General features: G+C 71.3%; 18 protein-coding genes and 1 tRNA gene. 12 read left to right on the plus strand and 7 right to left on the minus strand.

All coding sequences use genetic code 11. The features are described from left to right. Positions 1-6: 6 nt before the first annotated feature. The gene (aceE, locus tag FHX33_RS05900; protein ID WP_021763793.1) at positions 7-2,733 is read right to left on the minus strand and encodes a pyruvate dehydrogenase (acetyl-transferring), homodimeric type; all 2,727 of its coding nucleotides are present in this window, start codon (positions 2,731-2,733) and stop codon (positions 7-9) included. 225 nt (positions 2,734-2,958) lie between these two features. Between aceE and FHX33_RS05905 the strand changes: the two genes are divergently transcribed. The 7 genes from FHX33_RS05905 to FHX33_RS05935 all read left to right on the plus strand — a co-directional run bounded on the left by FHX33_RS05905 (position 2,959) and on the right by FHX33_RS05935 (position 7,471). Beyond that, positions 2,959-3,432 carry a peroxiredoxin gene (locus tag FHX33_RS05905; RefSeq protein ID WP_021763792.1) on the plus strand — a complete coding sequence of 158 codons (474 nt, stop codon included), beginning with the start codon at positions 2,959-2,961 and terminating at the stop codon, positions 3,430-3,432. Positions 3,433-3,472: 40 nt separating this feature from the next. Then, positions 3,473-3,545: transfer RNA gene (locus FHX33_RS05910), tRNA-Val, on the plus strand. A 115-nt stretch (positions 3,546-3,660) separates the two neighbouring features. Beyond that, the gene (locus tag FHX33_RS05915) at positions 3,661-4,416 is read left to right on the plus strand and encodes a DUF1295 domain-containing protein (protein ID WP_021763791.1); all 756 of its coding nucleotides are present in this window, start codon (positions 3,661-3,663) and stop codon (positions 4,414-4,416) included. Between the two features lie 38 nt (positions 4,417-4,454). Further along, a complete protein-coding gene (locus tag FHX33_RS05920; RefSeq protein WP_183428268.1) occupies positions 4,455-5,525 on the plus strand; it encodes a zinc-ribbon domain-containing protein in 1,071 nt (356 codons plus the stop codon). A 72-nt stretch (positions 5,526-5,597) separates the two neighbouring features. Beyond that, a complete protein-coding gene (locus FHX33_RS05925; RefSeq protein ID WP_021761359.1) occupies positions 5,598-6,023 on the plus strand; it encodes a VOC family protein in 426 nt (141 codons plus the stop codon). A 13-nt stretch (positions 6,024-6,036) separates the two neighbouring features. Next, positions 6,037-6,537: a universal stress protein gene (locus FHX33_RS05930; RefSeq protein ID WP_021761356.1), complete on the plus strand. Its 501-nt coding sequence runs from the start codon at positions 6,037-6,039 to the stop codon at positions 6,535-6,537. Positions 6,538-6,628: 91 nt separating this feature from the next. Next, on the plus strand, positions 6,629-7,471 hold the full coding sequence (locus FHX33_RS05935; protein ID WP_021761354.1) for a class II glutamine amidotransferase: 843 nt from the start codon (positions 6,629-6,631) through the stop codon (positions 7,469-7,471). 22 nt (positions 7,472-7,493) lie between these two features. Here the strand turns inward: FHX33_RS05935 and FHX33_RS05940 are convergent, their stop codons facing one another. Beyond that, positions 7,494-7,982, minus strand: coding sequence for an FBP domain-containing protein (locus FHX33_RS05940; protein ID WP_021761352.1), 489 nt, complete (start codon positions 7,980-7,982; stop codon positions 7,494-7,496). Positions 7,983-8,246: 264 nt separating this feature from the next. Between FHX33_RS05940 and FHX33_RS05945 the strand changes: the two genes are divergently transcribed. Further along, on the plus strand, positions 8,247-8,636 hold the full coding sequence (locus FHX33_RS05945) for a RidA family protein (RefSeq protein ID WP_039921619.1): 390 nt from the start codon (positions 8,247-8,249) through the stop codon (positions 8,634-8,636). A gap of 20 nt (positions 8,637-8,656) precedes the next feature. Here the strand turns inward: FHX33_RS05945 and FHX33_RS05950 are convergent, their stop codons facing one another. Further along, positions 8,657-9,970, minus strand: coding sequence for an acyltransferase family protein (locus tag FHX33_RS05950; protein ID WP_021761348.1), 1,314 nt, complete (start codon positions 9,968-9,970; stop codon positions 8,657-8,659). Positions 9,971-10,101: 131 nt separating this feature from the next. Here FHX33_RS05950 and FHX33_RS05955 point away from each other — a divergent pair, with 131 nt between their 5' ends. Beyond that, a complete protein-coding gene (locus tag FHX33_RS05955; RefSeq protein WP_021761345.1) occupies positions 10,102-10,797 on the plus strand; it encodes a hypothetical protein in 696 nt (231 codons plus the stop codon). A gap of 27 nt (positions 10,798-10,824) precedes the next feature. Here the strand turns inward: FHX33_RS05955 and FHX33_RS05960 are convergent, their stop codons facing one another. Beyond that, positions 10,825-11,859: an NAD-dependent epimerase/dehydratase family protein gene (locus FHX33_RS05960; RefSeq protein ID WP_021761342.1), complete on the minus strand. Its 1,035-nt coding sequence runs from the start codon at positions 11,857-11,859 to the stop codon at positions 10,825-10,827. A gap of 128 nt (positions 11,860-11,987) precedes the next feature. Here FHX33_RS05960 and FHX33_RS05965 point away from each other — a divergent pair, with 128 nt between their 5' ends. From FHX33_RS05965 to FHX33_RS05975, 3 genes are read left to right on the plus strand one after another with little or no spacing between them, the layout of a single operon-like run. Further along, positions 11,988-12,863 (plus strand): helix-turn-helix domain-containing protein, encoded by an 876-nt coding sequence (locus tag FHX33_RS05965; protein ID WP_183428269.1) that lies wholly within the window; start codon positions 11,988-11,990, stop codon positions 12,861-12,863. After that, positions 12,860-13,432 (plus strand): DUF1697 domain-containing protein, encoded by a 573-nt coding sequence (locus FHX33_RS05970; protein ID WP_021760484.1) that lies wholly within the window; start codon positions 12,860-12,862, stop codon positions 13,430-13,432. The genes FHX33_RS05965 and FHX33_RS05970 overlap by 4 nt, the downstream gene beginning before the upstream one ends. A 25-nt stretch (positions 13,433-13,457) precedes the next feature. After that, a complete protein-coding gene (locus FHX33_RS05975; RefSeq protein WP_021760486.1) occupies positions 13,458-13,922 on the plus strand; it encodes a hypothetical protein in 465 nt (154 codons plus the stop codon). A gap of 10 nt (positions 13,923-13,932) precedes the next feature. On the opposite strand, the gene FHX33_RS22080 is transcribed toward FHX33_RS05975, so the two are convergent. The 3 genes from FHX33_RS22080 to FHX33_RS22085 all read right to left on the minus strand — a co-directional run bounded on the left by FHX33_RS22080 (position 13,933) and on the right by FHX33_RS22085 (position 18,533). Then, positions 13,933-15,153, minus strand: a complete 1,221-nt coding sequence (locus FHX33_RS22080; RefSeq protein WP_021760488.1) for an alpha/beta hydrolase family protein — start codon at positions 15,151-15,153, stop codon at positions 13,933-13,935. Between the two features lie 50 nt (positions 15,154-15,203). Beyond that, positions 15,204-15,773 (minus strand): DUF6790 family protein, encoded by a 570-nt coding sequence (locus FHX33_RS05985; RefSeq protein WP_021760490.1) that lies wholly within the window; start codon positions 15,771-15,773, stop codon positions 15,204-15,206. A 90-nt stretch (positions 15,774-15,863) separates the two neighbouring features. Next, positions 15,864-18,533: a LuxR C-terminal-related transcriptional regulator gene (locus FHX33_RS22085; RefSeq protein WP_183428270.1), complete on the minus strand. Its 2,670-nt coding sequence runs from the start codon at positions 18,531-18,533 to the stop codon at positions 15,864-15,866. Positions 18,534-18,558: the final 25 nt, after the last annotated feature.

Raw genomic sequence — 18,558 nt, forward strand, 5'->3', positions numbered from 1 at the left:
GAGTCGTCAGGACTCGCCGCCCGCGGAGCCGGTGGTGCCGGCGTTCACGTCGTGCAGCAGGTACTTCTCGATCGCCCAGGCCGGCGCGTTCGGGTCCACCTGACCCCGGGCTGCGAGCAGCTCGAGGGTGCGGACGACGAGCGACGGACCGTCGATCTTGAAGAACCGGCGGGCGGCCGCGCGCGTGTCCGAGAAGCCGAAGCCGTCGGCGCCGAGCGTGGCGTACTCACCGGGGACGAACTGACGGATCTGGTCCGGCACCGCGTGCATGTAGTCGGTGACCGCGACGAACGGGCCGTCGGAGCCCTCGAGCTTGCGGGTGACGTACGGCACCTGCTTCTCCTGCTGCGGGTAGAGGAAGTTGTGCTCCTCCGCCGCCAGGCCGTCGCGGCGCAGCTCGCCCCACGAGGTGACGCTCCAGACGTCGGCCGACACTCCCCAGTCCTGCGCGAGCAGGTGCTGGGCCTCGAGCGCCCACGGCACCGAGACACCGGAGGCGAGCAGCTGGGCCTTGGGCCCGGCCGCGTCGGACGCGCTGAGCTTGTGGATGCCGCGGACGATGCCGTCCACATCCACGCCCTCGGGCTCGGCCGGCTGCACGATCGGCTCGTTGTAGACCGTCAGGTAGTACATGACGTTCGGGTCGGGGTGGTTGCCGCCGTACATGCGCTCGAGGCCGGCGCGGACGATGTGCCCGATCTCGTAGCCGTAGGCCGGGTCGTACGACAGGACCGCGGGGTTCGTCGACGAGAGCAGCAGCGAGTGGCCGTCGGCGTGCTGCAGGCCCTCACCCGTGAGGGTGGTGCGGCCCGCGGTGGCGCCGATCATGAAGCCGCGCGCCATCTGGTCGCCTGCGGCCCAGATCGCGTCGCCGGTGCGCTGGAACCCGAACATCGAGTAGAAGACGTAGACCGGGATGAGCGGCTCGCCCTGCGTCGCGTACGAGGTGCCGACGTTGGTGAACGCCGCGAGGGCGCCCGCCTCGTTGATGCCGACGTGGATGATCTGACCCTGCGGGCTCTCCTTGTAGGCCAGGAGCAGCTCGCGGTCGACCGACGTGTAGTGCTGGCCGTTCGGGTTGTAGATCTTCGCGTTCGGGAAGAACGCGTCCATACCGAAGGTGCGCGCCTCGTCCGGGATGATCGGGACGATGCGGTGACCGAAGTCCTTCGCGCGCAGCAGGTCCTTCAGCAGGCGGACGAACGCCATGGTGGTGGCGATCTCCTGCGTGCCGGAGCCCTTCTTGGCGATCGCGTACGCGGAGTCGTCCGGGAGGTTGAGCTGCGTGTACTTGGCACGGCGCTCCGGCAGGTACCCGCCGAGCGCGCGACGGCGGTCGTGCAGGTACTGGATGGCCTCGTCCTGCGGTCCCGGGTTGTAGTACGGGGGCAGGTACGGGTTCTCCTCGAGCTGCGCGTCCGTCACCGGGATGCGCATCGCGTCGCGGAACGTCTTGAGGTTGTCCAGCGTCATCTTCTTCATCTGGTGGGTCGCGTTGCGGCCCTCGAAGCTCGGACCGAGGCCGTAGCCCTTGATGGTCTTCGCGATGATGACGGTGGGCTGGCCCTTGTGCTCCACGGCCGCCTTGAAGGCCGCGTAGACCTTGCGGTAGTCGTGGCCGCCGCGCTTGAGGCCCCACACCTGGTCGTCGGTGTAGTCCTCGACGAGCTTGAGGGTGCGCGGGTCGCGACCGAAGAAGTTCTCGCGCACGTAGGCGCCGTTCTCGGTCTTGTAGGTCTGGTAGTCGCCGTCCGGCGTCTGGTTCATCAGGTTGACGAGCGCGCCGTCGGCGTCGCGGGCGAGCAGGTCGTCCCACTCGCGGCCCCAGATGACCTTGATGACGTTCCAGCCCGCACCGCGGAAGTAGCTCTCGAGCTCCTGGATGATCTTGCCGTTGCCGCGCACCGGGCCGTCGAGGCGCTGGAGGTTGGCGTTGATGACGAAGGTCAGGTTGTCGAGCTTCTCGTTCGCCGCGACCTGCAGCTGACCGCGCGACTCGACCTCGTCCATCTCGCCGTCGCCGAGGAACGCCCAGACGTGCTGGTCGGAGGCGTCCTTGATGCCGCGGTTGGTGACGTACTTGTTGAGCTGCGCCTGGTAGATCGCGTTGATCGGGCCGAGACCCATCGACACCGTCGGGAACTGCCAGAACTCCGGCATGAGCCGCGGGTGCGGGTACGACGACAGGCCGCCGCCGGCGTGCGACTTCTCCTGGCGGAAGCCGTCGAGCTGGTCGGCGCTGAGCCGGCCCTCGAGGAACGCGCGGGCGTAGGTGCCGGGGGAGGCGTGGCCCTGGATGAAGATCTGGTCTCCGCCGCCGGGGTGGTCCTGGCCGCGGAAGAAGTGGTTGAACCCGACCTCGTAGAGGGCCGCGCTCGACGCGTACGTCGAGATGTGGCCGCCGACGGCGATGCCGGGGCGCTGCGCGCGGTGCACGAGGATGGCCGCGTTCCAGCGGATCCACGCACGGTAGCGGCGCTCGATCTCCTCGTCGCCGGGGAACTCCGGCTCGTTCTCGGGAGAGATGGTGTTGATGTAGTCCGTGGTGGGGACCATCGGAACACCGAGGTGCAGTTCTTTGGAGCGCTTGAGCAGGCTCAGCATGATCTCACGAGCGCGCTCGTGGCCGTGAGCCGCAACCAGTGCGTCGAGGGATTCCTGCCATTCGGCGGTCTCCTCCGGGTCCGAGTCGATGTTGTTCACCGAGTACGGGTCCTGGTCGTTTACAGTCACCCTCGACCTCTTTCTTGTGTCGGATGGATCGTGGACGGCTCGCACCGCTGTCGGTTCACGACAAACGAGCGGGCACCATCGTTCAGCCTAGCCTCACTCCGGCCCTCCCCGTGACCGCGTCCTTGGCACTCGGAGCGGACGGGTCTAGGCTGTCTCCTCGTGCGCCGGCGCGAGGCTCTGCTGCTGCGAGAGCGACGCAGGCGATGAAAGGACGACACACACCTCATGGCTCTGGAGAACGACACCCAGGCTCCCGACTTCGAGCTCCTCAACCAGCACGGACAGCCCGTGCGGCTCTCCGACTTCCGCGGCCGCAAGGCGGTCGCGCTGGTCTTCTTCCCGCTCGCGTTCTCCGGCACCTGCACGGGCGAGCTCTGCGCCCTGCGCGACAACCTCGCCCTCTTCGACGACCACCGCGTCGAGCTGCTCGGCATCTCGGTCGACTCCAAGTTCACGCTGCGCGCGTGGGCCGAGCAGGAGGGCTACGACTTCAGCCTCCTCGCCGACTTCTGGCCGCACGGCGAGATCGCCAAGGAGTACGGTGTCTTCCTGGCCGAGAAGGGCTTCGCGAACCGCGCGACCTTCCTCATCGACGAGTCGGGCATCATCCGCGCCTCCTTCATCACCGCCCCCGGCGAGGCCCGCTCGATCGAGGCCTACCGCGCCGCACTGGAGCTGCTGCCCGTCCACGTCGGCTGACGCCGCCCCGGCCGCGTCCCGCTAGGCTGGACCGGCACCAGGGCCTTTAGCTCAGCTGGTAGAGCGCCACGTTTACACCGTGGATGTCGTCGGTTCGATCCCGGCAGGGCCCACCCACCTCACCTCCACCGCCGTCCACGTTCGTGCCGAATATCGGGAATGGGGCGCGCATTCCCGCGATTCGTGCCGAATGTGAGGCACTGCGGAGGCCCTCGCTAGACTCGCGGCATGCCCGAGGGAGCGTACCGCTGGTTCGTCTACGCCGAGCTCGTTCTCGCCGCCGTCACGTTCGTGGCGCTCTGCTTCATCGTCGCGCCGTACGGCGGCCGCCACGGGCGTACGGGATGGGGACCGACCGTTCCGGCGCGGGTCGGCTGGGTCGTCATGGAGGCGCCCGCGTCGATCCTGTTCCTCGTCTTCTACCTGCTGGGGGAGCACCGCGGCGAGCTCGTGCCGCTGCTCTTCCTGCTCCTGTGGCAGGCGCACTACGTGCAGCGCGCGTTCATCTACCCGCTGCTGATGCGGTCGGGATCGCGGATGCCGGTCGCGGTGATGCTGCTCGCCATCCTGTTCAACCTGCTCAACGCGTGGGTGAACGCGCGCTGGATCTCCGAGTACGGGTCCTATCCCGTCGCGTGGCTGGCGGACCCGCGGTTCTGGATCGGCGTGGTGCTGTTCGTGGTCGGCTACGTGCTGAACGTGTCCTCCGACCGGATCCTCCGGAAGCTCCGCGGCGACGGGTCGAGCGGCTACCGCATCCCGCACGGCGGCGGCTTCCGCCTCGTGTCGAGCCCGAACTATCTGGGCGAGATCGTGGAGTGGACGGGCTGGGCGATCGCCACCTGGTCGCTGGCGGGAGCCTCCTTCGCCCTCTACACGATCGCGAACCTCGCGCCGCGGGCGATGGCGAACCACCGCTGGTACCGCGACTCCTTTCCGGACTATCCGGCCGACCGCCGCGCTCTGCTGCCGTACGTGCTCTGACGGGTCCGGATGACGGTGGCCGCCCGTAGGGTGGCCGCGTGCCGGAGAACGTCGAGCAGTGGTGGGCGCGCCGCCAGTGGTCCAAGGGGACCGCGGTTCCGTATGCCGTCGGACGCTACCGGCCCGACTGGGAGCGCTATCCCACGCTCGTGCGCCAGTACCATCCCGACCTCAACCACGGCATCGTGCTGACGCAGGTGCCGCCCGGGGCGGACGTCTATCTGTTGTGGGAGTGCGACTCCGGGCACCAGTTCATCGCGACGCCGGCGGAGCAGCGGGCACGTCCGGGCGGAACCCGGCGGCGCTCCGCCTGGTGCCCGTTCTGCTCGGAGGCCGCGGCTCCCCGGCGCGTGCGGCCGGCCGCCGACCCGGAGGCGCGCCCCCACCTCTGCGGGCATCCGCGGGATCCGCGCCGGCTGGAGCACGACCCGGACGACGACCGCTGCTGGCTCTGCCGCCGCCTCGATCGCACGAGCATGACCCGCGAGCAGCTCGTCGCCCTCGCCGCCCCGGGCTCGCGCGTCGCGGTGACGAACGAGAACAGCTCGGCGGCGACTCACTCCTGGCAATGCGCGGAGGGGCATCCCGCGTTCCGCGCGAGCATCGAGCGCATCATCGACGGCCGCCGCTGCCCGGTGTGCCGGCACGCCAAGGAGGGCGCGGGGCAGCTGCCCGTGGGTGCCGCCTTCCACAGCCGGTTCGCCCCGACCCCGGCCTCCGCCGCCGAGCCCGAACTGAAGCAGCGGCTCGCCGAGCGCCTCGACGTCGATCTGAGCCGCAACGCGGTGCGGGTGGCGCGCCCGTTCCACTCGCATCTGGAGGTCTGGCCCGACATCCTCATCCCGGAGCTGCAGGTGGCGATCGAGTACGACACCACCGGCCGGCACGGGCTGGAGCACGTCGGGCCCAGGGAGGCGTCCGACCGCACCAAGGACCGCCTGCTCCGCGCCGCGGGCTGGGAGGTCGTGCGGGTGCGCTGCGGAAAGCTCCAGCCGCTCGGGCCGTACGACATCGTCGCCGGGGGAGTCTCGGCGACGGTCGTCGACCGCATCCTGGACAGGCTCGGCGAGATCCGCGGCGAGCTGCTCGTCGCCGCCTACCGGCGCTGAAACTCCGCCCTCGTGCACGGGCGCCCCGCTGGCTACCCTGGGAGGCGAACCGGACGGACGAAGGAGATCCCGATGTCATCGACGCTCAACCCCTACCTCAACTTCCGCGGCCAGGCCCGGGAGGCGATGGACTTCTACGCCTCGGTGTTCGGCGGCGAGGTCACCCGCAGCACGTTCGCCGAGTTCCAGGTCAGCCAGGAGCCCTCCGAAGCCGAGTGGATCATGCACTCGCAGATCACGACGACGGCCGGCTTCACGCTGATGGCCGCCGACGTGCCCTCGCACATGGACCTCAAGCCGGGCTCCACGATCTCGATCTCGCTCAGCGGCGACGACGAGGCGGAGCTGACCGGCTACTACGACAAGCTCGTCGACGGCGGCACCGTGCTCGAGCCCCTCTCGAAGGCGCCGTGGGGCGACAGCTTCGGGATGGCGATCGACAAGTTCGGCACGCAGTGGCTCGTGAACATCGCGGGAGCAGCCCCCGCGCAGAGCTGAGCGAGGCCGCACCGTGACCTCCGCCTCCGCAGCGGGCCCGGTCGTCGTGGGCGTGCACGCCGGGCAGCATCGCGTCGTCGTCCAGGAGGCGGCGGCCCTGGCCGAGGAGCTGGGGCGCGCGCTGCTCTGCGCGATGGTCGCCGCCGACAGTTATCTCGAGGAATGGGACCCCGCCGACGGCCGCGACCAGGGTTCACTGCATCCGGCCGGGATGGATTCCGACGATCACGCGATCGCGCTGGCGCTGGCCGGGTCGGTCGGCGACGCGCTTGGCGCGGACGCGCCCGAATGGACCCTCCGGGTGCTCGCCGGCGACCCCCGGCACGCGCTGGCCCGTCTGGCGACCGAGGTGGATGCGCGACTCATCGTGGTCGGAGCGCATCCACATGGCTTCGGTCACGCCGTCGAGGGGCTGCTGTCGGGATCGGTGGCGACACGGCTGGCACACGACCAGCAGCGGCCCGTCGTCGTGATCCCCGTCCCCGCGGGCGGCGCCGACGACCTGCTCGGTTGAGGCCGGACTTCCGGCGCATCCGACGCCGGGCATTCCCGCGGGCACCGGGCCGGGGCTATGGTCGAGCCGACCCGACCGGGAGGTGGTCGCAATGTGCCGTTGGCTCGCGTACTCCGGAGAGCCCCTCAAGCCCTCCGTCCTCATCCTGGACGCACAGCATTCGCTGGTCGCCCAGTCCCTCAACTCGCCGCTCGGGGCGGAGACCGTGAACGGCGACGGGTTCGGCTTCGGGTGGTACCCCGAGGGCTCCGTCGCCGGGAGCGTGCCCGCCCTGTTCCACAGCATCGAGCCCGCCTGGCACGACGAGAACCTGCGGGAGCTGACCGACTCGATCGCCAGCCCGATCTTCTTCGGGCACGTGCGCGCCGCCGCGGGGCCACCCATCCAGCGCACGAACTGCCACCCCTTCCGCCACGGGAACTGGATGTTCATGCACAACGGGTTCCTCGGCGGCTTCGAGGCGATGAAGCGCGACCTGACCTTCGCGGTCGACCCCTCGCTGTACCTGGACATCCGCGGGACCACCGACTCCGAGGTGCTGTTCTACCTCGCCCTCACGCTCGGTCTGGAGGAGGACCCGATCGGTGCGATGGGACGCGCCGTGCGGCAGATCGAGAAGGTCGGCGAGGCGAAGGGGGTCGCGTTCCCGATGCAGGGGACGATCGCCCTCTCCGACGGGGCGACCCTCTGGGCCTTCCGCTACTCCACGGCGCACCGCACACGCACGCTCTTCCACTCGGCTGCCATCCCCGAGCTGCGCCAGATGTACCCGGACGCGGACCGGCTGCACCTGTTCGGAGACCACGCGAAGGTCATCGTCTCGGAACCGCTCAACGACCTGCCCGGCGCATTCGTGGAGGTGCCGGAGTCGACCGTCGCCATCCTGGACGACTCCGGCTACCGCCACGAGCACTTCCTCGACGACGGCGAGTGAGCGCGAGGGCGCGGGACGCGGCTCAGGCGTCGCCGAGCACGCGCCGCACGAACGCGTCGACCCGCTCGTGCAGGGTCTCGATGCGCTGCCGGCGCGCCGCCTCCACATCGAAGCCGATGTAGGCGGTCGCCGGGCGCTTGCGCGCGTTCACCGAGCATTCGAAGGCCGAGCACACGAGCGTGCCGACGGTGTTTCCGTCGCGCCCGGCCTTGCCCGCGCGCTTCGCGATGAAGAAGACGACCTCGTTGGGGAGGTGCACGTCTTCGCACCACGAGCACTGCGGGCGCGAGCGGACGGAGCCCTCGGCGCGGCGCAGCAGCACGCCGACGGGCTCGCCGTCGATCTCGGCGACGACGTAGCCGACGTTCGGGAGCTTGCGGTCGCGCCAGCCGAGGAAGTCGATGTCGTCCCAGGCGACCGCGTCGAGGTCGGGGAGGGTGAGCTCTTTGCGCTCGCGGACGGATGCGTTGACGAAGGACGCGCGGATGCGCGCGTCGGAGATGGGATGCATGGGTAGGCCTATCGTGTCGAGAATTCTGTCCTGAAAACGGGTGCGCGGAACGGCGCACCCGGGGTCACCGAGTGGGGGACAGGGTTATCTCACGCCGGCGCTGAGAGCGCCGACGACCTCCAGACGCCCGATGGGCCGAAGGGGAGGAGTGGAAGACACGACCGCGAGTCTACGCCCAGAGCCTGGCCGCCGTCGGCGGTCGGGAGGAGGATGGCCGGCACCAGAACGATCGACCAGAACGATCGAGAGAAGGGACTCACCAGAATGTCCGCGCTCCCCACACCCGTCGACCCGCCCGCCCTCGTCCGCAGCCCGGCCTTCGCCCAGGGGATGATCGCCCCCGCCGGCCCCACCCTCTACGTCGGCGGCCAGAACGGCATCGACGGCGACGGCGTCCTCCGCGACGGCCTCGGCCCGCAGACGGAGCAGGCGCTCCGCAACGTGCTCGCGGTGCTCGACGCCGCCGGCTCCGGCCCGGAGTACGTCGTGAAGCTCACCATCCACCTCGACCCGTCGATCGACCCGACCGACGCCTACGCGGCCACCCGGACGGTCTGGGGCGACCATCGCACGGCCGTGACGGTGCTCGCGGTCGCCCCCGCGAATCCCGGCGCCCTCGTCGAGATCGAGGCGGTGGCCGTGCTGCGCGGCTGAACGAGCGGCCGGTCGGCGGTCTACGCCCGTGAGCTGAGGGAAGGCGCGGTGACGCGCCCCGAGCGGCACAGCAGGAGCGCGCCGACCGCGCCGATAAGCCCGAGCACCGCGAGGGAGCCGTCCAAGCCGAAGCACATGATGAGGAACGGCGGGGTGGCGGCGAGCAGCACCGCGAGCTGGACGCGCCAGGTCGCGGGACGACGGGTGCGCGACGGATCCGGTCGCGGTGCCCGCTCGAAGCGCGCCAGCACCAGCGAGAGCGCCGCGACGAGCACGAGGGCGGCGGCGAGCACCAACGGCCGCGTCTCCCACCACGCGGCGCTGCCGGGCGCAGGCAGGGGCAACGGCAGCAGCAGGCAGATCCCCGTCACCGCGATGATGCAGGTGAGGTGCCAGAGGTAGACGGTCATGAGCCGGCTGCCGACCGCGAACGTCAGGGCGCGCGCCGCTCGCGTGCGCATCAGGGCGGTGAGCGCCGGATGGAGCAGCGCGAGGACGCACAGCTGCGCGATCCCGAGCAGGCCGAGGGCGAACAGCGGCGGGTACTGATTGGTCAGCATGTCGGGGGAGTAGAGGCCGGTGGCGACGCCCGCTCCGAGGAGTGCGAGGGCGGCGGCCGCGATCCCCACGAGCACGCCGCGGGAGGCCCGCAGCACCACGCCGTCGGCGTACAGGAAGCCGAGCTGCTGGACGAACACCCACACGAAGAGCACGTTCACCAGGCCGACGGCCTCGACGCCCGTCGCCACGCGCACGGCGTCGACGAGCATGGCACTGGCGGCGAGGGCGACGAGGGTCCGCAGCGGTGCACGCTCGTGCAGCCGGGCCATCAGTGGCACGCACCACTGGCAGAGCAGGTACGCCGCGAGGAACCAGAGCGGCGTTCCGACCCCCTGAGCGACCCCGGCGACCAGCGACGCCGACGCTCCGGCGACCAGGGCGCCGATGATGACGACCGAGAAGAACGCGAAGACCGGCACCGTCGGGCGCATCAGGCGGACGAGGCGGCTGCGCACGTAGTCCGCCCCGGTGGCGCCCCGGCGCTGGGACGACCGCCACGCGGTCAACGAGGCGAAGCCGCCGAGCACGAAGAACAGCGGCATCACCTGGCCGAACCACGTGGCGAGCGGGAACCAGCTCTGCTCGGTCACCGGCTTGCTGATCGTCAGCGCGCCCGAGGCGTCCACGCCGACACCCACCATGAGCAGGTGCGCCACGACCACCATCAGCACGCAGAAGACGCGCACCCCGTCGACGGCGAGGTCGCGGCCGGCCAGGTCGGGGGCGGCGGGACGGGAACGGCGGGGACGGGTCGATGCGGCGGTTCTGATCACGGCGGCCTCCAGGTTCAGGGTCGTTCGCGTCAGCCTATGAGGCGGTCCGGAACCCCTGGCACCGTGCTGTCACGGAACCGCGCACCGTGTTCCGCGCACGGTGCGATGCCGGTTCGGCGTAAGGTCGGCGGGTGGACGAAGACGACAGCAGAGCGCGCGACGTCGCGCCGGAGCACCGCTGGCCCGCCGTGATCGCGACGCTCCTCGCGCTCGCCTCCTACGCCTTCCTGCCGAGCGTGGTGCCCGCGCTCGAGCGGTACCTGGTCGTCGGGGTGTGCCTGCTGATGCTGGTGGCGCTGGTCGTCTACAACCCGCATCGGCTGTCCCGCGAGTCGCGGTGGTCGCGCTGGCTGGAGTTCGCGCTGGCGCTGCTCATCCTGGTGGCGAACCAGGTGGCGTTCGTCGAGACCGTCATCCGCCTCCTGAACAAGAGCGGCAACGGCTCGGAGATCCTGCTCGCCTCCGTGCAGGTCTGGGTGACGAACGTCATCGCGTTCGCCCTCGTCTTCTGGGTCATGGACCGCGGCGGCCCGGTCTCCCGCGTGACCCGGGCGCGCCACGCCCTGCCGCTGGCGGACTTCCGGTTCCCGCAGGACGAGGACCGCGACACGGTGGAGGAGGTGTCTCGCGGGTCGAGCCAGAGCCTCGACTGGGTGCCCAACTACATCGACTACTTCTACAGCTCACTGTCGAACTCGATGGCCTTCAGCGCGACGGACGCGATGCCGCTCTCGCACCGGGCGAAGCTGCTGATGGCGCTGGAGTCGTTCTCGGGATTCGTGCTGCTCGCCCTGGTGATCGCGCGGGCCGTCTCGCTCATCGGCTGAGCGGGGCGACGCGCGCGACCGCGGGGTTCAGTCGCCGAGGCCGTGCGCGAGCATGCTCTCGCCGGCGGCAGCGACGGCCTCCTGCCAGGTGCGCGGGCGGAAGCCCAGGAGGCGGCGCGCCTTCTCGCTCGACACCTTCTTGCGGTAGCCCAGCTCGGCGGCCATCGGACGCATCCCCGGGTTGGCCTCGGCCGCCGCGCGGACCGCGTCGGAAGGAAGGAGCGCCGTCGGCACCTTCGGGGCGCGGTCGCCGAGGGCGGAACGCAGTTCGGCTCCGACGTCGGCGAGGGGGACCGCGTCCTCCTGGCTGGTGAGCAGGAAGCGCTCACCAGCTGCGTCGTCCGCCGTGAGGGCGGCGATGTGGGCGGCGGCGACATCCCGCACATCCACGAACGGCACCGCGAAGTCGGGGTAGCCTGGCAGCTCGCCGGTCAGCACGCGGTGGACCAGGTGGTTGGCGCCCGAGAGCCCGTCGCCGAGGAGCGGGCCGACGACCGCGACCGGCAGCATCGTCACCAGCTCGGTGCTCCCGCCTTCCGCGGCGATGAACTCCCAGGCCGCGCGCTCGGCGAGCACCTTGCTGCGGCCGTAGGCGTCCATTCCCGGGCCGTCGAGCACCGACCAGTCGTCCTCGGTGAAGGCGCGGTCGAGTGGGGGGTGGCCGAAGCCGACGGCGTGGAACGCCGAGGTCACGACGACGCGCGACACCCCCGCATCCCGGGCCGCCCGGAGGGCGCGGAGGGTCCCCTCCCGTGCGGGAGCGATGACCTCCTCCTCGTCCTCGACCGGGCCGAGGTGCACGGGCGACGCGACGTGTAGCAGGCCGTCGACGCCGCTCATCGCATCCGACCATCCGGCGTCGGCGAGCAGATCGGCCGCCACGAACTCGAGGGCGTCGTCGCGGGTCAGGCCGGCGTCGCGGAGCACCCTCCTCACCTCGGGCTCGCGGTCGAGTGAGCGGAGGGTCGCCCGGACGGACGCGCCCGCGTCGAGGAGCTGCAGGATGATGTGACCGGCGATGAAGCCGGAGCCGCCGGTGACGAGGACGCGCTGGGTCGACATGGTGTTTCCCTTCGTGGAGTGCTGACCGTCCGATCGTCGTCCTCCGCCCGCACACGAGCCAGTGCTCCCGTGACACTGGTACCGGCAGGAACAGGCACAGCGGGACGCGCGGTGGGTAGCGTGGGCGCATGGACGGCGAGCAGAACCTGTTGGGGGAGTTCCTCCGTGCACGGCGCGAGCTGGTCTCGCCCGAGACGGTGGGCATCCCGGTGCACGGCACCCGGCGCGTGGCGGGGCTGCGGCGGGAGGAGGTCGCGATGCTCGCCGGCATCAGCGCCGAGTACTACCTGCGGCTCGAGCAGGGCCGCGATCGCAACCCGTCGGGTCAGGTGCTCCGGTCGGTCGCGCGCGTACTGCAGCTCGACGAGGAGGCCACCGCGCACCTCCTGGGTCTCGTCCGGGCCGACGAGCGGCCGCGTCGTCCGCGGCGGCCGCGCGCCGAGACGCTGCCGGCGAGCATCGCCTCCCTCGTGCCGCAGCTGCCGTTCCCCGCGTTCGTGGAGGGGCGCTACCTCGACGTGCTGGCCGCGAACGCACTCGCCACGGCGCTCTCGCCGCGGCTCGTCGCGGGCCGCAACCGGATGCGCGACGTCTTCCTCGACCCGGCCGAGCAGGCGCTGTTCCCCGATTGGGAGGCGGCATCGGCGGTTCTGATCGCCGGGTTCCGCCGCTCGGTCGGAGCGGACGCCGACGACGCGCGGGTGGTCGAGCTGGTCGGCGAGCTGTCGATCGCCAGCCCGACGTTCCGTCGGTTGTGGAGCCGCCACGACGTCCGCGAGCGGCAGGGCGGCACGCTGACGTTCGAGCATCCCGTCGTCGGTGCTCTGAGCGTGCACCGCGAGAAGCTGCAGGTGACGGGGACCGACGGTCTGGTGCTCGTGCTGTACCACCCGGCCACTGCGGAGGCGGCGGAGAAGCTCGCCTTGCTCGGGTCCCTGCAGGCGGGAGCCGCGGAGGCGGCCGACCCGGCCTCCACTGTCGAGCGGGAGGGCCGGGCCCGGTGACCGCGTACGTCGCGCTGCTCCGCGGGATCAACGTCGGCGGGCGCAACGCCGTCGACATGACGGAGTTGGCCGCCCTCGTCGAGGGGCTCGGGAACACGGACGTGAGCACCCACTCGGCGAGTGGGAACGTCCTGTTCGCGGCGCCGTCCACGACACCGGGGCGGCTGGAGGAGGCGCTGGAGACCAGGCTCGCGGAACGCTTCGGCTTCGCCATCCCCACGCTCGTCCGATCGCACGACGAACTCGCCGCGACGGTCGCTGCCGCTCCGCGCGATCACGGCTCCGCCGAACTCCGAAGCGAGGTGTTCTTCCTCAAGCGGCCGCTGACCGCCGAGGAGGTCCTCGCCCAGCTTCCGGAGCTGAGGGAGGGCGTGGATGCCGTCGCCCCCGGACCGGGCGCCCTCTACTTCTCGCGGGTCGCCGCCCTCGCCACGAAGACGCGCATCACCCGGTTGATGGCGATGCCGGTGTTCCAGTCGATGACCGTCCGGTCGTGGAAGACCACGACCCGCCTCCTCCAGAAGCTGGACGGGCTGGAGGAGCCGGGCGCGGACGGACGGCTATCGTGAGGGGAACGGACGGCTGGGAGGCCTCATGCGGGAGATCGTCGATTTCGTGAACGTGTCCACGGCGGGGCTGGAGTCCAGCCCGGTGGCGGAGGCGCTGGCGGGGCTGCGCGCCAACGAGGCGCGCTACTACAAGAACAAGTACGACCACGACTTCGCGGTCGGCCCGGCCGCGGAGGAGACGGAGGCCGTCGAGCGGCTGACGCGCGTGCTCGCCGAGGAGCGCGACATCCACATCGCCTCCCGGCCGCTGCAGGCGACGACGTTCGAGGTCGACGGGCTGCGGATGGACTACGTGTTCTACGAGTCCGGCCTCGCGATCAACGTGATGTACGCGCTCGACCCGGCGGGCAAACGCGCGGTCGGGTTCAAGCTCTCGCAGGGCATGGAGGTGCCGGCCGAGCTCGCCGAGCGCTTCAAGTTCGCCCGGCAGAAGTCGAAGCTCGCCGGGGAGATCCGCGGCTCGTTCTTCGTCATCAAGGGCGAGTACTGACCGGATCGCGTCAGCGGGATGCGGCGACCCGGGTATCGAGCCAGTCCAGCATCCGCTGCGCCGTCACGGTGCGGGCGAGCGGCTCGCAGTGGCCGTCGGCTCCTTCCGCCGCGGTGAAGCGGGAGAGGGTCGAGACCCCCGCGGTCCACTGCGCCAGCTGCTCCGACTGACCGGGCCAGAACTGCTCGCCCTCGGGGTCGGTGATGAACAGGGGCGTGGTGATCTGCCGGGCCTGCTCCTCGGTGACGCGGTACGTGCGCACCGCCTCGATGGTCTCGGCGTACCCCGTCGTCCCGTAGGGCCGGGCGCGGAAGTGCCAGGTGCGGGCGGTGTCGCCGGCGAACGTCAGCCCCAGCGCCATCTCCTTGTCGAACTTCTCGGTCTCGCCGTCGTCGAGCGCCTTCAGCAGCGGTTTCGGGAGGTGGCTGGTCCAGGACGTCGACACGTCGACGACGCCCGGGTCGGCGATCGCCGCCGCGAAGCGGTGCTCGAAGACGAGGGCGCGCGTCACCCAGTAGCCGGCCTGGCTGATGCCGTAGAGGGCGATCCGCGAGGGGTCGACGCCCTGCTGGCGTGCGACGAAGTCGTAGACGGGGGTGAGCACGTTCTCCCAGTCCGGGCGGAAGAAGGTGTTGCGCTCGAACAGCTGCGACTGCTGGCCCGGCCCGTCGAAGACCAGCACGTTCCAGCCGCGCTTCAGTGCCGGTGACACGCAGGTCGCCCAGAGGGCGGCGAGCGATCCGTCGCTCCCGTTGACGGCGACCAGCGTGGCGCCGGTCGGCTGCGCATCCTGCGACGGCCGGAAGAGGTAGCCGGGCAGCGAGCCGAGACCGAACGGGATGTCGACGCGCTCCGCTCGTGTCGACGAGTGGGACACGAACGATTCCCACGCCGCCCGCTGTTTGCGGAAAGTGGCGACCAGGTCGTCGGAGTCCGGCAGGCCGCTGAGCGCGTTGACCGCGACGCCGAAGTAGGTGGAGGCGCGGAGGGAGGCTTCGGCGGCGCTGACCCGGTGGCCGGCCTGCTCCGCCTCCTCGGCCACGGCCGCCGTCCGGGTCGCGAGGTCGTTCCAGGCGTCGAACCATGCCTGGTGGTCGCCCCGACGGATGCCGGCGGTCGCCGCGAGCACCTCGCCGGGCTCGGTGCTGCCTTCCGCGGCCAGCCCGAGGGCGGTGCGGATCTCGAAGTCGTGGTCGGGGTCGGGGGAGAAGGGGGCGATGGAGTGCTTCACGGGGGTCCTTCCAGGTCGGGGCTTCGGATTGAGTCGGTTGAAGTCGGCGGTCAGGCGCTGCGGACGGCGTCGGTCCGGACGAGTTCGGCGTCGGTGGTGTCGGGCTCACGGTTGGTCGCGACGGCGTGCCAGATCACGAAGGCGAGGCCGATCAGGTTGATGACGATGTCGGAGATCAGGAGCAGGCCGGTGTTGTTGGCGGCGTAGTCGTGGTTGACGATCATCTGGTAAACGTGGCCGCCGGCAGCGCCGAGCCCGAAGATGACCGTCGCCAGCACGATGGCGGCCTTGCCGATGAAGGGGGCCTTCCGTCGGCCGAGGATGAACGCCATCACGCCGACGCCGAGGCTGCTGACGGCGAGCTCCCACTGGAAGGGGCTCTGCGCCCAGCCGATCGTCTTCGCGGCGTAGTCGCCGAACACGGAGTGCATGACGAAGTTGACGGTCTGCGCGACGCCGACGGCCCAGATCACGAAGGAGTTGAGGAACGTGCCGCTGATGAACTCGGCGCTGCGGGGGCCGCGGTGCGCGAGCACGCGGATCAGGGCCACGATGAGGCCGACGACGAAGAGGGTGGTCATGTAGTTGCCGATGAGTCCGGCGATGATGTGCGCGATCATGGGGTCCTTCCGGGACGGGGAGCGGGATGATGCATCCAGTCTTCCCAGCGCGCCGTCGAGGCCGACTGTACGAAGTGCACAGTCCTGCGCCTAGTCCCCGCTGCGGCGCGCGGCCTCCACCAGTTCGTGCCGGGAGGCGGTGCCTGTCTTGGCGTAGATCCGCGAGAGGTGGAACGAGACGGTCGACCGGGTGATGAACAGCTCCTTCGCAATCTGTGTGTAGCTCAGGCCCTCCAGGATCAGGGCCGCGACCTCCCGCTCGCGCTCGCTCAGGTCGGCGAAGAGTGAGGGCGCATGCGTCGGCTCCGGTTGCGTGCCCGCGTCGTGTCCGGCGCCGCTCGAAAGCCGATCTGCAAGGAGGTCGGCGCCGATGCCACGCAAGGCGGAGTCCGCCGAGCGCCGGAGTTCCGCGCCTCGGGAGTCCTCCGCAGTGCGGGCGGCGACGTCGAATCGCAGGAGCGCGTCGATGGCGGGAAGCGACGGGATGCCGCGCGCGGCGACCTCCAGCAGCCGCGCGGTACCGGCCGGCGACTCGTCGACCCGCGCCTCCAGCCAGTCGGCGACGACATCGGACCAGGGCGGCGGATCCACGGTGCGCAGGAGGTGTGCCCAGCCGGGCGCGTCCCCCGGTCGACCGGCCCATCCCGCCCCGATCGCCTGAGCGGCGTACCAGAGGTGGGGGACCTGCTCCTCGGCCCAATCCCCGGGATCGCCGAGGTCGCGGATGCGGCCTTCGAGCCAGGCGGCCCGCTGGGCGTCCGTCCCCACGAAGGCGAGCGCGAGCACGTCGACGATGTCCCCGGCGTGCACGGCGGCCGGCTGCGGGCCCGCGACGCGGATGCGCCGGGCCTCCGCGAGTGCTGCGCCGACCCGCTCGGGATCGCCCGCGACGACCCCGGCCAACGGCTCGATCGCCGCGGTCAACGGCGCCGCGTTGCGCAGCGTCCCGGCGCGCGAGAGATCGATCATCATCGCGGCGCGCGGCCATTGCCCGTTGACGAAGTGGGCGAACCCCTGCAGCGCGTGGAACACACCGTCGCCGAAGTCCATCAGCCCGTCCCCGAAGCGGGAGGTGACGAGACCGAGGTCCCCGATCGCCTGCTCCGGCATCCCGGTCAGCGACATCACCGCGCCACGCCACGCGAGGCTGACCGTCCCGAGGGGGGTGGAGGCCAGCTGCGCCCGGTCGACGGAGAGGAGCGAGGGGATGGACATGCGCTCGTCGACCGGAGCCGCGCGCTGCGCCGCCTGCCCGTGGGCGAGACCGAAGTATCCCTGCACGGCCGGGTCGGTGACGGGGCCCTCCTTCGCCGTGTCGAGATCGTGGAGCGCGCGCTGCGGCGACCGCCCCGCCGCGACCGTCGACCAGGCGCGCAGCACCCGGGCGCGGTACGCCGTCAGCGGGTCGACCGCGGCGAGCTCCTCCTCCGTCAGCGTCTCGAGCACGTCGCTCGAGGCGACGAAGCGCTTCTCGGCGGCGAACGTCGCGCCGACGAGGAACCGGGCCCGGGGCTCGAGGCTCACGTCGTCCTGCCGCACGCTGATGTCCTCCAGATCGAGGGCGAGGATCGACTCGAAGTCGGCCGCGAACGTGTCCGTCTCGGCATCCTCGGGTCCGGCGGCCATGCGGGCGGCGTACCGGCGGAATCGCGCGGCCTCGCGGTACCGCAGGCGCTCGTGGAGTGCGTCGGCGAACATCCGCAGGTCGGCCGCGAGTCCGTCATCGGATCCGCGGGCGGCCGCGACCCGATGCCGCAGGCGGTCGCCGGGCGACGGGACGCGTGCCGCTGCGGCGGCGTGCATCCGCTCGCGCGTGGCGGGCGGGATGTTGTCGTAGACCGCGGCCCGCACCACACCGTGGAAGATGCGGGCCCGTGGCGTCGCGCCGGTGCGATCGGTGACCACCAGCCGCTCGCGCGTCAGGAGGTCGAGGGCCGGCCCGATGTCGGGCACGTCGGCGACGGCGCTGAGGACGAACGGCTCGGCGCCGTCGCCACCGAGCACCGCGATCGCGCTGAGCGCGGCCACCGCGTCCGGGTCGAGTCGGGCGAGCCGCTCGCCCATCGTGGCGATGAGGTCGCTCGACGCCGGGAGCTCGTTGCGCTCGGCGAGCGCGGACAGCTCGGTGGCGTCATGCTCGTGTAGCAGGGAGCGCAGGAACAGCGGGCTGCCACCGGTGTGCGCGCGGAGGGCCCGGGCCAGCCCCGGACCCGCGTCGGGTGCGGCCTCCCGGATCAGCTCCAGGGTCGCGTCGTCGTCGAGCCCGTCGACCACGACGCCGACGACGGACGGGATGTCCGCGAGCCGCGAGCGCCAGCGCGCGTGGCGTGCACCGTCGGGGCGGTGGGCGGCGACCAGGAGCACGCGGTCGCCAGCCATGCGCTCCATGAGGACGCCGACGGCGTCGAGCGACTCGGGGTCGGCCCAGTGCAGGTCGTCCAGCACGACGACGAGGGGAGAGTCCCCGGCGAGCGCATCGAGGTGGGCGCCGAGAGCCCGGGAGGCACTCAGCGCGTTCGACGGCAGGCCCGCAGTCTCGACGCCGAGCTGATCGAGCAGACCGAGCGGGTCGCTCTGCGTGTCCTCGTACGCCGTCGCTCGCACCACGGCTCCGGCGGGGACCCGCTGGGCGACCGTGCGGGCGAGCTGGGTCTTGCCGAAGCCGGCCTGCCCTTCGATGTCGAGCACGGTCGGAATGCCCGCTGTCGCGCGCGCGACCGCGTCGTCGACCGCCGCCTCGATCCCCGCCGACCAGTGCACGCGTGCCCTCCGCCGCTGTCGTCCG

The sequence above is a fragment of the Leifsonia aquatica genome (genome assembly GCF_014190775.1).
Lineage (GTDB): Bacteria > Actinomycetota > Actinomycetes > Actinomycetales > Microbacteriaceae > Leifsonia > Leifsonia aquatica.

Excerpts from the sequence above, each read along its gene's own strand:
- FHX33_RS05965 (WP_183428269.1), top strand. The coding sequence starts at position 11,988 with ATGGACGGCGAGCAGAACCTGTTGGGGGAGTTCCTCCGTGCACGGCGC.
- FHX33_RS05985 (WP_021760490.1), bottom strand. The coding sequence starts at position 15,773 with ATGATCGCGCACATCATCGCCGGACTCATCGGCAACTACATGACCACC.
- FHX33_RS05905 (WP_021763792.1), top strand. The coding sequence starts at position 2,959 with ATGGCTCTGGAGAACGACACCCAGGCTCCCGACTTCGAGCTCCTCAAC.
- FHX33_RS05915 (WP_021763791.1), top strand. The coding sequence starts at position 3,661 with ATGCCCGAGGGAGCGTACCGCTGGTTCGTCTACGCCGAGCTCGTTCTC.
- FHX33_RS05960 (WP_021761342.1), bottom strand. The coding sequence starts at position 11,859 with ATGTCGACCCAGCGCGTCCTCGTCACCGGCGGCTCCGGCTTCATCGCC.
- FHX33_RS05925 (WP_021761359.1), top strand. The coding sequence starts at position 5,598 with ATGTCATCGACGCTCAACCCCTACCTCAACTTCCGCGGCCAGGCCCGG.
- FHX33_RS05935 (WP_021761354.1), top strand. The coding sequence starts at position 6,629 with ATGTGCCGTTGGCTCGCGTACTCCGGAGAGCCCCTCAAGCCCTCCGTC.
- FHX33_RS05945 (WP_039921619.1), top strand. The coding sequence starts at position 8,247 with ATGTCCGCGCTCCCCACACCCGTCGACCCGCCCGCCCTCGTCCGCAGC.
- FHX33_RS05975 (WP_021760486.1), top strand. The coding sequence starts at position 13,458 with ATGCGGGAGATCGTCGATTTCGTGAACGTGTCCACGGCGGGGCTGGAG.
- FHX33_RS05940 (WP_021761352.1), bottom strand. The coding sequence starts at position 7,982 with ATGCATCCCATCTCCGACGCGCGCATCCGCGCGTCCTTCGTCAACGCA.